At 70.2% G+C, this 13,612-nt stretch carries 8 protein-coding genes, 1 tRNA gene and 1 pseudogene; 8 read left to right on the top strand and 2 right to left on the bottom strand.

Features of this window, described 5'->3' with window-relative positions; translation table 11 throughout:
• Positions 1-421: 421 nt before the first annotated feature.
• Positions 422-1,168, bottom strand: a complete 747-nt coding sequence (locus tag I3F54_RS24990) for a hypothetical protein (protein ID WP_240121157.1) — start codon at positions 1,166-1,168, stop codon at positions 422-424.
• A gap of 471 nt (positions 1,169-1,639) precedes the next feature.
• Positions 1,640-1,711 (bottom strand) — tRNA-Arg (locus tag I3F54_RS24985).
• A 202-nt stretch (positions 1,712-1,913) separates the two neighbouring features.
• Here I3F54_RS24985 and I3F54_RS24980 point away from each other — a divergent pair.
• From I3F54_RS24980 to I3F54_RS24945, 8 genes and pseudogenes are all read left to right on the top strand, one after another.
• A pseudogene (locus tag I3F54_RS24980) lies at positions 1,914-2,286 on the top strand (response regulator); the annotation flags it as partial.
• A 604-nt stretch (positions 2,287-2,890) separates the two neighbouring features.
• On the top strand, positions 2,891-3,865 hold the full coding sequence (gene nrtL, locus I3F54_RS24975) for an ArgS-related anticodon-binding protein NrtL (protein ID WP_240121156.1): 975 nt from the start codon (positions 2,891-2,893) through the stop codon (positions 3,863-3,865).
• A 20-nt stretch (positions 3,866-3,885) separates the two neighbouring features.
• The gene (lysA, locus tag I3F54_RS24970) at positions 3,886-5,277 is read left to right on the top strand and encodes a diaminopimelate decarboxylase (protein ID WP_240121155.1); all 1,392 of its coding nucleotides are present in this window, start codon (positions 3,886-3,888) and stop codon (positions 5,275-5,277) included.
• Positions 5,278-5,453: 176 nt separating this feature from the next.
• Positions 5,454-6,746 (top strand): homoserine dehydrogenase, encoded by a 1,293-nt coding sequence (locus tag I3F54_RS24965; protein ID WP_240121154.1) that lies wholly within the window; start codon positions 5,454-5,456, stop codon positions 6,744-6,746.
• A gap of 6 nt (positions 6,747-6,752) precedes the next feature.
• Entirely contained in the window at positions 6,753-7,811 is a 1,059-nt protein-coding gene (gene thrC / locus I3F54_RS24960) for a threonine synthase (protein WP_240121153.1), read from the top strand.
• Positions 7,812-8,121: 310 nt separating this feature from the next.
• A complete protein-coding gene (gene thrB / locus I3F54_RS24955; protein ID WP_240121152.1) occupies positions 8,122-9,039 on the top strand; it encodes a homoserine kinase in 918 nt (305 codons plus the stop codon).
• A gap of 400 nt (positions 9,040-9,439) precedes the next feature.
• Entirely contained in the window at positions 9,440-11,434 is a 1,995-nt protein-coding gene (rho, locus tag I3F54_RS24950) for a transcription termination factor Rho (protein WP_240121151.1), read from the top strand.
• A 220-nt stretch (positions 11,435-11,654) separates the two neighbouring features.
• Positions 11,655-13,445, top strand: a complete 1,791-nt coding sequence (locus I3F54_RS24945) for a trypsin-like serine protease (protein WP_240121150.1) — start codon at positions 11,655-11,657, stop codon at positions 13,443-13,445.
• Positions 13,446-13,612 lie beyond the last annotated feature (167 nt).

Below are 13,612 nucleotides of genomic sequence, written 5' to 3'. Positions count from 1 at the left end.
AGAAGCGGCGACGCTTCGGCCGCGGAGCGGGATCCTGCTCGGAAGAATTGGTACGGGACATGCGGATGGGTGCTCCTGTCGTGCACGCCCACAATATCTGATCATTTCAGGGCGTCTCACCCAACGGTGTCAGAGAGGGCATCGACTCGCCGTTGGCCGGGCGCCCGTACGACCTGCGGCACGCTGGCATCACGCGGTGGCTGAACGCTGGGGTACCGATCGCCGAAGTAGCTCGGCGGGTTGGCAACTCGCCGGAGGTGATCCACCGGCGGTATCACGGCTGCATTGACGGCCACGAGGAAGCCGCCAACGCGAAGATCGCAAAATCTCTGGAAGAAGAAGGCGACGCGACGCATTAGCGCCCTGAGGGCGATTCGGGTCCTCGAATCGCCCTCAGCGTCGTCAGAGCCACTGACCGGTCCTAGGAGAATGGCGTGCTGGTGGCGAGAGAGGGGGTTGGTGAAAACAACGCCCACTCATAATAGGCTTCGTAAGTCTCGGAGGCGGGTGCCGTGCGAAACGGTCGATCACCATCGCGAAGTGTTACGGTTCCTCTTTTTCCGTCTTCCAATACTTCAACTTCCAGCTCCCATTCATAGGCATACTTTTGCGCTCTCGCTGTCACCCTAAACGTAGAGATCTCATGCTCGGCGAGCGTGACGTAATTGCTGCTGAAGTATTTGTCGCCGAAGTTGCCGGATTCGTCTACGGAGTGTGCGACAGGGTTGGGGGAATCAAGCTCCAAGCCGATCCCGATCACCGTCTCGCCCCCTGACGTGGGGCAAGTTATTTCGGTCCCCTTTGGCGGGGTGTACTTTCTTATGATTTTGGCGCGCATATTCGTTATTGCTATTTCGCGTCCTCGTTGCCCCTGTGCGGCAAGCATGAGGATGGACTGCCTTACGTCGGCAGCGTCCTGCTTCTTGGCCCAGTCGTAGACGCCAGAACACCCGGACTCGCGGCCGGGCAGGTTTTCCATATTCGCTGATTTCGGGAGGGCGAGTACCCACCCTTCGTCGCCTTCGTCTCTCGCAGCAGAGAACGATACAGGCTGAGGGGCTATCACTTTCTCGATAGTTCGGGGACCGAAAAAATCCACTGTCATGCCGATGACCGCGCCAAGTGTCGTGCTTGCCAAGAACCCGAGTCCGATGCCGAAGCGTTTCATGTTGCGTGATCGGCGACTCTGAGGATGAACATGGCCCGCCGCTCGTTCGGAACCGTGGTCGTCGCTGCTTGGCTGGCCATCGCTTTCAGGAGGCATAATGCCAATCCCACACGGAACTCGTGCTGTTCGCTAATTTGAGTGCGCCGTTCGGGTTATGGCAAATTTATGATCGGTGTTCACCTCCGCTTGGGGAGCGAGAGGTGCGGTGGACGCTGCGAAGTCACTGCAGTCGGTAACGGCCGGCAGTGGGCAGCCATTACGACGGCGGCACGCTGGACAGCACCCATGGCGTGGCTCGTAGCCACTGCCAGGAGTCCAGCGGCGGATGTGGCAGCGCCTTCAGTGTGTCGGAGGTGTGTCGCGAACGCTGAGAGACAACGAGAGAGAGCGGGAGTCAGTGAGACTGACTCCCGCCCTCTTCTGTCGGCATCCGCCCTGGTCAGCGCTTGATTTCTGCTGTTCCTAGGCGAGTGCCCCCGGCAGGATTCGAACCTGCGCACACGGCTCCGGAGGCCGTTGCTCTATCCCCTGAGCTACGGGGGCGTGTCGGTCGCGGTGTGTGTTGCTCGCGGCGACGGGTAGAACACTACCAGCTCCGTCGGGGTGGTCATCAACGGCTTTCCCGGAGGGTTGCCGGGGTCACCGGGGGACCGGGACGGGGTGCGTGAGGGGTGCGTGTCCCCCGCAGGGGGCGGAAGTGGGGAAAACCCGGACGCGGTGGCCGGTCCGGACCTACTCTCAAGTTGTGCCAGGCGCTTCCGGCCGGGTTCTTGTTGTGGACGACAACAAGGTGATCCGGCAGTTGATCAGGGTCAATCTCGAGCTGGAGGGGCTTGAGGTCGTGACCGCGGCCGATGGTGCCGAGTGTCTGGATGTCGTACATCGGGTACGGCCCGATGTCGTGACCCTCGATGTGGTCATGCCGCGCCTGGACGGGCTGCGTACCGCAGCCCGGCTGCGTGCGGACCCTCGGACCCGTTCCCTTCCACTCGCCATAGTCAGTGCCTGTACGCAGTACGAGGTCGATGCCGGCCTGGATCTCGGGGTCGATGCCTTTCTCGGCAAGCCCTTCGAGCCGGCGGAGCTCGTGCGTGTCGTGCGGCACTTGGTCGAAGGGGTGAAGGTGCGGGGGAGTGCGGGCGGGGATGTCTCCGTCGTCACGGGCGGACTCGCCTCCGGCGGCAGTGTCCCTGGCGGTAGCGTCTCCGGCGGCGTGGGTTCCCACGGCCTCAGCTCCGATGGAGTCGGCTCCGGGCGCATCGACCCCCATGGACTCGGCTCCGGCGTGATCGGCCCCGACGGCATCAGCGCAGGAGACGCCGAGCGGGCCGGGCACAGCGGAGGGTGACACCCGCAAGCCGGCGACATCGCTAGGCCGGTGCCGGACTCAAGGCGGTGGACTGCGAACGGCGGGGGCGGCGGCAGCGTCCGCGGGTGCTGGGTGCTGGGTGCTGGGTGCTGGGTGCTGGGTGCTGGGTGCCCGAAGCGGTGCGCACGGTGTCGAAGCCTCGCACAACCGCGCATCCCGCTGTCGGGGAAGCGGGGCCCCGGCCTTGCCCGTGCTTGTCCGTGCTCGTCCGTGTCGGTCTTCCCCGTCCGCCTCCCTGTGTCGGCCCGGCCCGGCGCGGCGCGGCCTCCGCGGGTCGCGTCGTGTCGTCCACATACCGGACCTCCGGTAAACCGGCTCGCCTACCCACCCCCCTCCTCCCCTACGCTTGTCCCGTGACCCCCGTCGAGCTCTCCCGCACCGTGCTGCATGCCGTGCGTCGCGCTGTCGACGAGGGGGAGCTGAGCGTGTCCGTCCCTGAGCGGGCCGTGGTCGCGGTGCCCGGTCCCGGGGGGTGCGGGGACTACGCCACCGGCATCGCGCTCCAGCTGGCCCGTCCATCCGGGCGGCCTTCCCGGCAGGTCGCCGAGATCCTGCGCGGCCATCTCGTCCGCGCCGGCGGCGTCGCGGCGGTCGAGATCACCGGGCCCGGGTTCCTCAACATCAGCCTCGACGGCGGCGGTACGGCCGACCTCGTGCGGCGCGTCCTGCGGGACGGGCCGCGGTACGGGCACTCCGGCGCCCTCGCGGGGCAGGTCCTGCGGGTTCGCGTCCCGGACGAGATCCGCGCCGAGGTCGTCGCCGACGCCCTCGGCCGCGTCGTCGCCTCACAGGGCGGGCGCCTCGACGTCGTCCGCGGGTGCAACGGCGACGCGGACCTGCGGCCCGTCCCCGCCCCCGGCGACCCCGCTGCCCTCGGCCCCGACGCCGCCCGCTGGGCCCTGCTGCACCCCGCCCCGCACGACCGGCCCCGGATCGACGCCGGGCATCTCGTCCAGCGGGAGAGCAACCCCCTCTTCCGCGTCCGGTACGCCCACGCGCGCACCCGGGCCCTGTGTCGCAACGCCGCCGACCTCGGCTTCGGTGCCGAGCCCGGTGACGTCACCCTCGCCCCCGCACTCCCGGGCGCGCTCGCCGACCATCCCCGCGTCCTCACCACAGCGGCCACGCACCGCGCCCCCGACCGGCTCGCCCGGCACCTGGTCGTCGTCGCGGACGCGGTCCTGCCGTTCCTGCCGACCGTGCTCCCGCGTGGTGCGGAGAAACCCTCGGCCGCCCACCGTGCCCGGCTCGCCCTCGCCGAAGCCGCCGGGACGGTGCTGGCCGGCGGCCTGTCCCTGCTCGGCATCGACGCACCCGACCACCTCTGAGCCAAGAAGAGACCCCAGACATGAGCCGTTCCGCACACCCCGCCGGGCCCCGTCACGCCGATGTGCTCCCCGAGGGCCACTACTCCGCCCCGCCCGCCGACCTCAACGCCCTCGACCCCAGGGTGTGGGCGCAGACCGTCGGCCGGGACGGCGAGGGTGTCGCGACGGTCGGCGGCATCGACGTCAAGCGGCTCGCCGAGGAGTTCGGCACCCCCGCCTACATCCTCGACGAGGCCGATTTCCGGGCCCGGGCGCGCGCCTGGCGCACCGCCTTCGGCACGGACGCCGACGTCTTCTACGCCGGGAAGGCCTTCCTGTCCCGCGCTGTGGTCCGCTGGCTGTACGAGGAGGGGCTCAACCTCGACGTGTGTTCCGGCGGCGAGCTCGCCACCGCGCTGTCCGCGGGCATGCCCGCGGACCGCATCGCCTTCCACGGCAACAACAAGTCGACCGGGGAGATCGAGCGGGCGGTCCGCGCCGGCGTCGGGCGCATCGTCCTCGACTCCTTCCAGGAGATCGTCCGCGTCGCCCACATCGCGCAGTCCCTCGGCCGGCGCCAGCGGGTGCAGATCCGGGTCACCGTCGGTGTCGAGGCCCACACCCACGAGTTCATCGCCACCGCCCACGAGGACCAGAAGTTCGGGATCCCGCTGGCGGGCGGGCAGGCCGCCGAGGCCGTACGGCGGGCGTTGCAGCTGGACGGTCTGGAGCTGATCGGGATCCACTCCCACATCGGGTCGCAGATCTTCGACATGTCGGGCTTCGAGGTCGCCGCCCACCGCGTGGTGGGGCTGCTCAGGGACATCCGCGACGAGCACGGCGTCGAGTTGCCCGAGATCGACCTCGGCGGCGGTCTCGGCATCGCCTACACCAGCGGCGACGACCCGCGCGAACCCCACGAGATCGCCAAGGCACTCACCGAGATCGTCACGCGCGAGTGCGAGGCCGCGCGGCTGCGGACCCCGCGGATCTCCGTCGAGCCGGGGCGCGCCGTCGTCGGGCCGACCGCCTTCACGCTCTACGAGGTCGGGACCGTCAAGGCCCTCGACGGGCTGCGCACCTACGTCTCCGTCGACGGCGGCATGTCCGACAACATCCGGACGGCCCTCTACGACGCCGAGTACAGCGTCGCCCTGGTCTCGCGCACCTCCGACGCCGAGCCGATGCTCACCCGTGTCGTCGGCAAGCACTGCGAGAGCGGTGACATCGTCGTGCGGGACGCGTTCCTGCCCGCCGACCTGGCGCCGGGCGACCTGATCGCCGTGCCGGCCACCGGCGCGTACTGCCGGTCCATGGCGAGCAACTACAACCACGTGCTGCGCCCGCCGGTCGTCGCCGTCAGGGACGGCGAGGCCCGGGTGATCGTCCGCCGGGAGAGCGAGGAGGACCTGCTGCGTCTCGATGTGGGATGAGGGCCGGGGAACCGGAACGCCGGGATGCCGGGATGCGCGGCGGAGGGCGGAAGATCTCCTGCCGCCCGCCGGTGAGAAGATGAAATCGACGTCTCACGATCCGGACCGAGGGCAGAAACCTCCGTCCGGTGAGTGAGACTGGTCCAACCGTAGACGGTATGAGGAAACGAGGTCGGATGATGCGTACGCGTCCGCTGAAGGTGGCGCTGCTGGGCTGTGGGGTTGTCGGCTCAGAGGTGGCGCGCATCATGACGACGCACGCCGACGACCTCGCCGCCAGGATCGGCGCCCCGGTCGAGCTGGCCGGCGTCGCGGTACGGCGGCCCTCCAAGGTCCGTGAGGGCATCGACCCGGCACTCGTCACCTCCGACGCCACCGCCCTCGTCAAACGTGGGGACATCGACGTCGTCGTCGAGGTCATCGGGGGCATCGAGCCCGCCCGCAGCCTCATCACCGCCGCCTTCGAGCACGGCGCCTCGGTGGTCTCCGCCAACAAGGCCCTGCTCGCCCAGGACGGGGCCGCCCTGCACGCCGCGGCGGGACGGCACGGCAAGGACCTCTACTACGAGGCCGCCGTGGCCGGCGCCATCCCGCTGATCCGGCCGCTGCGCGAGTCCCTCGCCGGCGACAAGATCAACCGGGTGATGGGCATCGTCAACGGCACGACCAACTTCATCCTCGACAAGATGGACTCCACGGGCGCCGGCTACCAGGAGGCCCTCGACGAGGCCACCGCGCTGGGCTACGCAGAGGCGGACCCCACCGCCGACGTGGAGGGCTTCGACGCCGCGGCCAAGGCCGCCATCCTCGCCGGGATCGCCTTCCACACGCGCGTGCGCCTGGACGACGTCTACCGCGAGGGCATGACCGAGGTGACCGCCGCGGACTTCGCCTCCGCCAAGGAGATGGGCTGCACCATCAAACTGCTCGCCATCTGCGAGCGGGCCCAGGACGGCGGCTCGGTCACCGCGCGCGTGCACCCGGCGATGATCCCGCTCACCCACCCGCTGGCCTCCGTGCGCGGTGCGTACAACGCCGTCTTCGTCGAGTCCGACGCGGCCGGCCAGCTCATGTTCTACGGCCCCGGCGCGGGTGGTTCGCCCACCGCCTCGGCCGTGCTCGGCGACCTCGTCGCCGTCTGCCGCAACCGGCTCAGCGGGGCAACGGGGCCCGGCGAGTCGGCGTATGCCGCCCTGCCCGTCTCCCCGATGGGCGACGTCGTCACGCGCTACCACATCAGCCTCGACGTGGCCGACAAACCGGGTGTGCTCGCCCAGGTCGCCACCGTGTTCGCCGAGCACGGGGTGTCCATCGACACTGTTCGCCAGCAGGGCAAGGACGGCGAGGCCTCCCTCGTCGTCGTCACCCACCGCGCGTCCGACGCCTCCCTGTCGGGGACCGTCGAGGCGCTGCGCAAGCTCGACACCGTGCGGGGTGTCGCCAGCATCATGCGGGTTGAAGGAGAGTAACCAGCAATGACTCACCAGTGGCGCGGAATCATCGAGGAGTACCGGGACCGGCTGCCGGTGTCCGACACGACGCCGGTCGTCACCCTCCGCGAGGGCGGTACGCCGCTCGTGCCCGCGCAGGTGCTCTCCGAGCGCACGGGCTGCGAGGTCCATCTGAAGGTCGAGGGCGCGAACCCCACCGGTTCCTTCAAGGACCGCGGCATGACGATGGCGATCAGCAAGGCCAAGGAGGAGGGCGCCAAGGCCGTCATCTGCGCCTCCACCGGCAACACCTCCGCCTCCGCCGCCGCCTACGCGGTGCGCGCCGGGATGGTGTCCGCGGTGCTCGTGCCGCAGGGCAAGATCGCGCTCGGCAAGATGGGGCAGGCGCTCGTCCACGGCGCCAGGATCCTCCAGGTCGACGGCAACTTCGACGACTGCCTCACGCTCGCCCGCGCGCTGAGCGACAACTACCCCGTGGCGCTGGTGAATTCGGTCAACCCGGTGCGCATCGAGGGCCAGAAGACGGCGGCCTTCGAGATCGTGGACATGCTGGGCGACGCGCCCGACATCCACGTCCTGCCGGTCGGCAACGCGGGCAACATCACCGCCTACTGGAGGGGGTACCGGGAGTACGCCGCCGACGGCGTGTCGGCCCGGACCCCGCGGATGTGGGGCTTCCAGGCCTCCGGCAGCGCCCCGATCGTGCGCGGCGAGGTCGTCAAGGACCCGTCCACCATCGCCACCGCCATCCGCATCGGCAACCCGGCCTCCTGGCAGTACGCCCTGGCCGCGCGCGACGAGTCCGGTGGCCTCATCGACGAGGTGACGGACCGTGAGATCCTGCGCGCCTACCGGCTGTTGGCCTCTCAGGAGGGCGTCTTCGTCGAGCCCGCCTCCGCCGCGTCCGTCGCCGGCCTGCTCAAGGCCGCCGAGCAGGGCAAGGTCGACCCCGGCCAGCGCATCGTGTGCACGGTCACCGGCAACGGCCTGAAGGACCCCGACTGGGCCGTCGCCGGCGCACCGCAGCCGGTCACCGTCCCGGTCGACGCGGCCACCGCGGCCGAGCGCCTCGGCCTGGCGTAGGGGGCGCCCCGGGGTGGGGCGAGCGGTCACGCGGCCGTCCTGAGGACGGCCGCGTAAACCGACCCTCACCTGGGGAAGTTCCCTACAGGGGGTGCACAGGGGGCTTGCGACACGCATCGTGCGCCTCCCATGCGCCCTATGTCGCCACAGAACCTTCCTTCGATAGGCTGTACCGAACCCGCCCGCCGCATATGCCCCCAGGCGCATGTGCCGCAGCTCCGCGTCGTCCGCGCGGTCCGGGGGTTCACGGGCACCTCTCGGAGTCCGACGTCATTCGACCATCACGCAGCTCAAGGAGAGTCATCGAGCGATGGCCGGTCCAGCTTTCCGCGCCGCCGCCGTCCGGGTGCGCGTCCCCGCCACCAGCGCCAACCTCGGTCCGGGCTTCGACGCCCTGGGCCTCGCGCTGGGGTTGTACGACGACGTCGTCGTCCGGGTGGCCGACTCAGGGCTGCACATCGACATCGCGGGTGAGGGCGGCGAGACGCTGCCGCGCGACGAGAGCCACCTCCTCGTCCGCTCCCTGCGCACCGCCTTCGAGGCGCTGGGCGGCCAGCCGCGCGGCCTGGAGATCGTCTGCGCCAACCGCATCCCGCACGGCCGCGGCCTCGGTTCCTCCTCCGCCGCCATCTGCGCCGGCATCGTCGCCGCCCGCGCGGTGACCATAGGCGGCGAGTCCAGGCTCGACGAGGCGGCGCTGCTCGAACTCGCCACCGAGATCGAGGGGCATCCCGACAACGTCGCGGCCTGCCTGCTCGGCGGCTTCACCCTCTCCTGGATGGAGAACGGCGCCGCCCGGGCGATCAGGATGGACCCCGCCGATTCCATCGTTCCGGTGGTTTTCGTGCCCGGGAAGCCGGTCCTGACGGAGACCGCGCGCGGTCTGCTCCCGCGCACCGTGCCGCATGTCGACGCCGCCGCCAACGCCGGCCGCGCCGCCCTGCTCGTCGAGGCGCTGACCAGGCGCCCCGAGCTGCTGCTGCCGGCCACCGAGGACCGCCTGCACCAGGAGTACCGGGCGCCCGCGATGCCGGAGAGCACGGCCCTGGTGGAGCGGCTGCGGGCCGACGGGATCCCGGCGGTCATCTCCGGCGCCGGACCCACGGTCATGGCGCTGGCCGACACGGAGACGGCGGACAAGGTGGAGGCCCTGGCGGGCTCGGACTGGGCCGCCAACCGGCTGGGCCTGGACCGGGAGGGAGCGAGTGTGCTCCCGCTGGCGACCTGACACGGTCGCCGGATTAGGAGAGGGGGAATGTTTGTTGGATCCGGTAGTGTTAACCTCAAGTCTGCACCCGACCCCACCACGGCGAGGTGCCTCGTGTCCCCGTCCGGGACAGACATTCTTCCGGGAGCTCCCCACGCCGCACAGTGTTTCGTACGCCGTACCTGGGCAGTACGCCGTACAGGAGGGCTGAGCGGATCGCCGGGCACGCTCCGGAATCGGTGCGACCACGCCACGTGACACCGGGTGCCACGGCTCCAGGAAGCGCCATCACCAGTTATTTCCTCCGCCGCTGTGGCGGACCACCGCCCCGGTACGGTCCACAAGGATGGGACCGAAGCCGGACAGCACAACCGGTCGCCGAGCCAGACAGGCCGACGTCCGCTCCAGGGAAGGACCCTTCGTGAGCGACACCACCGATCTGATGGGCGCACGTGTCGAGGAGACCGCTGCCGCGCCCGCCACGGACGCCTCCGCGCCTGCTGCCGGTGCCGGCTCCCGGCGGCGCCGCGGTACCGGCCTCGAGGGCATGGTGCTGGCCGAGCTGCAGCAGGTCGCATCCGGCCTCGGCATCAGGGGCACCGCGCGTATGCGCAAGAGCCAGCTGATCGAGGTCATCAAGGAGGCGCAGGCCGGCGGTGGCGCCCCGGCCAAGGCCGAGGCCGCCCCCGAGGCCAAGCCGAAGCGCCGCACCACCTCCCGGGCGCGCACCGGCGAGGAGGCCTCCGCCGGGAAGAAGGCCGACAAGGTCGACAAGGCGGACAAGGCCGACAAGAACGGCAAGGCCGAGAAGGCCGTCGAGGCCCCCGCCGAGAAGGCGCAGGCCCAGCAGCAGATCGAGATCCCCGGCCAGCCCGCCGCCGGCGACGAGGCCGCCGGTGAGCGCCGTCGCCGCCGCGCCACCGCCGACGCCGGCAGCCCCGAGACGGTCGCCGCCGAGGCAAAGAGCGAGGCCAAGGCCGAGACCCCGGCGCCCTCGCAGCAGCAGGAGACCCGGTCCGAGTCCGGTGACGGCGGCGAGGGCCGCCGCCGTGACCGCCGGGACCGCGGCCGGGACCGCGACCGCCGTGGCAAGGGCGACGACCAGCAGGGCCAGCAGCGCGGCCAGCAGCAGGGCCAGCAGGGCGGCGGCCGGCAGGACCGCCAGCAGGACGACGACGACTTCGAGGGCGGCCGGCGCGGTCGTCGCGGCCGCTACCGCGACCGCCGGGGCCGTCGTGGCCGCGACGACGTGTCCGAGCCGCAGATCGCCGAGGACGACGTCCTGATCCCCGTCGCGGGCATCCTGGACATCCTCGACAACTACGCCTTCATCCGCACCTCCGGCTACCTGCCGGGCCCGAACGACGTGTACGTCTCCCTCGCCCAGGTCCGCAAGAACGGCCTGCGCAAGGGCGACCACATCACCGGCGCGGTCCGCCAGCCCAAGGAGGGCGAGCGCCGCGAGAAGTTCAACGCGCTCGTCCGCCTGGATTCCGTCAACGGCATGGCGCCCGAACACGGCCGCGGCCGCCCGGAGTTCAACAAGCTCACCCCGCTGTACCCGCAGGACCGCCTGCGTCTGGAGACGGACCCCGGCGTCCTCACCACCCGGATCATCGACCTGGTCTCGCCGATCGGCAAGGGCCAGCGCGGTCTGATCGTGGCCCCGCCGAAGACCGGCAAGACCATGATCATGCAGGCGATCGCCAACGCGATCACCCACAACAACCCCGAGTGCCACCTGATGGTCGTCCTCGTCGACGAGCGTCCGGAAGAGGTCACCGACATGCAGCGGTCGGTCAAGGGCGAGGTCATCTCCTCGACCTTCGACCGCCCGGCCGAGGACCACACCACCGTCGCCGAACTCGCCATCGAGCGCGCCAAGCGCCTGGTGGAGCTGGGCCACGACGTGGTCGTCCTGCTGGACTCGATCACGCGTCTGGGCCGTGCCTACAACCTGGCCGCCCCGGCTTCCGGCCGCATCCTGTCCGGTGGTGTCGACTCCACGGCGCTCTACCCGCCGAAGCGCTTCTTCGGTGCGGCCCGCAACATCGAGGACGGCGGTTCGCTGACCATCCTCGCCACCGCCCTGGTGGACACCGGGTCCCGCATGGACGAGGTGATCTTCGAGGAGTTCAAGGGCACCGGCAACATGGAGCTGAAGCTCGACCGGAAGCTCGCCGACAAGCGCATCTTCCCGGCGGTCGACGTCGACGCCTCCGGCACCCGCAAGGAGGAGATCCTCCTCGGTGCCGAGGAACTCGGCATCGTCTGGAAGCTGCGCCGCGTCCTGCACGCGCTGGACCAGCAGCAGGCGATCGAGCTGCTGCTCGACAAGATGAAGCAGACCAAGTCGAACGTCGAGTTCCTGATGCAGATCCAGAAGACGACGCCCACTCCGGGCAACGGCGACTGAACCACGGCCGTCCGGCTGTCGAACTGCGGGAAGCCCCGTCATGTCATCCAGGTGACATGACGGGGCTTCCGCCTTGTAAGATCGGCGAGCTGAAGCGGGGGGGAACGTGTTTTCGGATACGCCTGCTGGGTTGCTCCGGGCTGTCGTCGTGCAGCGTCCGGGCCCGGCGGGTTCTTTCTCTCTCTCCTGCGAGCAGTCCGTACAGCGACAGGAGATCTGAGTGACATCTACACACCGAAGAGCGCGGCGCGCTCTTCCCGCGGCTGCGGCCGCACTCGCGCTGGGAAGCGCGGTTCTGACAGCCGTTCCGGCCGAGGCGTCCGGCACGGCTTCGCTTCCGGCCCCGCAGGCCGCCCAGAAGCTGCCCAGCGCCTCACAGGCCGAACTGCTCGCCCGTGTCGAGGGCGCCCAGTCCGCCCTCGGGGACGACGACGCGGCCGCGCCGACGTCCGGTGCCACGAGCGACGGCAGCCCCGAGGCCTCGCCGTCCTCCACCGTCGACCCGAAGATCATCGGCGGCACGGAGGCGACCATCGCCGAGGCGCCGTGGATGGTGCAGCTGCACTACTACGACGACAAGGGCACCGCGGACACCTCCGACGACGAGGGCTACTTCTGCGGTGGCACTCTGGTCGCCCCGGCGAAGGTCCTCACGGCCGCGCACTGCGTGTACGGCCTGGACTGGTCGAAGCACGGCGCCGTCCTGGCCGGCACGAGCCGGCTGCCGGACGGGAACGACCTGCACGGCGGCAAGGTCGCCGGCGTGTGGCGCCAGTGGGTCAACCCCACGTACAACGACAACACCATCGCCGGCGGCGACCTCGCGGTGCTGACGCTGACCGAGGCGCTGCCGTACAAGTCCCTGCAGGTGACGTCGAGCTCCGACAGCGTCTCCTACGGCAGCGGTACTCCGGCGACGGTCTACGGCTGGGGGCGCACCAGCTCCACCAGCGGTGACATCTCGCTGACGCTGAAGAAGGCGACCATTCCGATGCAGGCGGACTCCGCCTGTACGGCGTACTACGGCAGCGACTTCGCGCCGGGCCAGATGGCCTGCGCCGGCAACCCCGCCTCGGGCGAGGACGCCGGCACGGTCTCACCGTGCAACGGCGACTCCGGCGGGCCTCTCGTGGTCAACGGGCGGATCGCCGGTGTGGTGTCCTGGGGCGTCAAGGACTGCGTGGAGTCGGGCGCGTACAGCGTCTACGCCAAGACGCGTACCTACGTCGGTGCGGTCAACGCGCGCATCGACGACACCGACGCGGACTTCGACGGCCTGGGGGACCTGTTCGCCCGCACGTCGGGAGGCACGGCCTACGAGTACCACTCCCTGGGCGACAAGTGGCCGTACCTGGCCAACCGCGTCGACTTCGGTGACTGGGGCGGCCTGAGCCTGGTGCGCACGGCCGACCTCAACCGCGACTTCTACCAGGACTACCTGTTCCGTGCCTCGGACGGCGTTCTGTACAACTGGGCGTTCAACGGTTCGGACCGCTACCAGGCGTACCGGATCGGCGGCGGCTGGAACGTGATGAAGAACATCGCGGTCCCCGGTGACCTCAGCGGTGACGGCAAGCCCGACCTGGTCGCGCAGGACAAGTACGGCGTCCTGTGGCTGTACCCGGGCCAGGGCAACAACTACGCCTTCGGCTCCCGTGTCCGGATCGGCGGCGGCTGGTACAGCTACACCATCACGGGCAAGGGGGACTACGACAACGACGGCAAGCCCGACCTGCTCGCGCGGGACGGCTCCGGCGTGCTGTGGCTCTACCCGGGTACCGGCAAGGCATCGCCGGCGCTCGGTACGCGGATCCGGGTCGGCGGCGGCTGGTACGTCTACAACGCCTTCGCCTCCCCCGGTGACCTCACCGGCGACGGCAAGCCCGACCTGCTCGCGCGGGACGGCTCCGGCGTGATGTGGCTGTACAAGGGCCGCGGTATCTCGTCCTCCGTGTTCGAGTCGCGCGTCCGCGTCGGTGGCGGCTGGGGCGTCTTCAACGTCTTCGGCTGAGCAGGGCGCAGCGCGGCGCGCTCCACGAGCGTGAAGCGGGCCGCCTCCGGTCTCCGGAGGCGGCCCTTCCCCTTGCCCGCCGAGCGTCGCCGGGCAAGGGCCCCGCGCACTCCCGCCTCTCCGTCACCATCCGTGACCTTCGGTGCCTCTCTGTGTGAATCGCCGCA

This window comes from Streptomyces sp. MUM 2J, from assembly GCF_022414535.1.
Classification (GTDB): Bacteria; Actinomycetota; Actinomycetes; order Streptomycetales; family Streptomycetaceae; genus Streptomyces.
The sequence above is the reverse complement of the archived record's forward strand: the minus strand, read 5'-3'. Positions and strand labels throughout refer to the sequence as shown.

Coding starts and splice junctions, on each gene's coding strand:
- I3F54_RS24965 (WP_240121154.1), top strand. CDS start 5,454: ATGATGCGTACGCGTCCGCTGAAGGTGGCGCTGCTGGGCTGTGGGGTT.
- thrC (WP_240121153.1), top strand. CDS start 6,753: ATGACTCACCAGTGGCGCGGAATCATCGAGGAGTACCGGGACCGGCTG.
- lysA (WP_240121155.1), top strand. CDS start 3,886: ATGAGCCGTTCCGCACACCCCGCCGGGCCCCGTCACGCCGATGTGCTC.
- thrB (WP_240121152.1), top strand. CDS start 8,122: ATGGCCGGTCCAGCTTTCCGCGCCGCCGCCGTCCGGGTGCGCGTCCCC.
- I3F54_RS24990 (WP_240121157.1), bottom strand. CDS start 1,168: ATGAAACGCTTCGGCATCGGACTCGGGTTCTTGGCAAGCACGACACTT.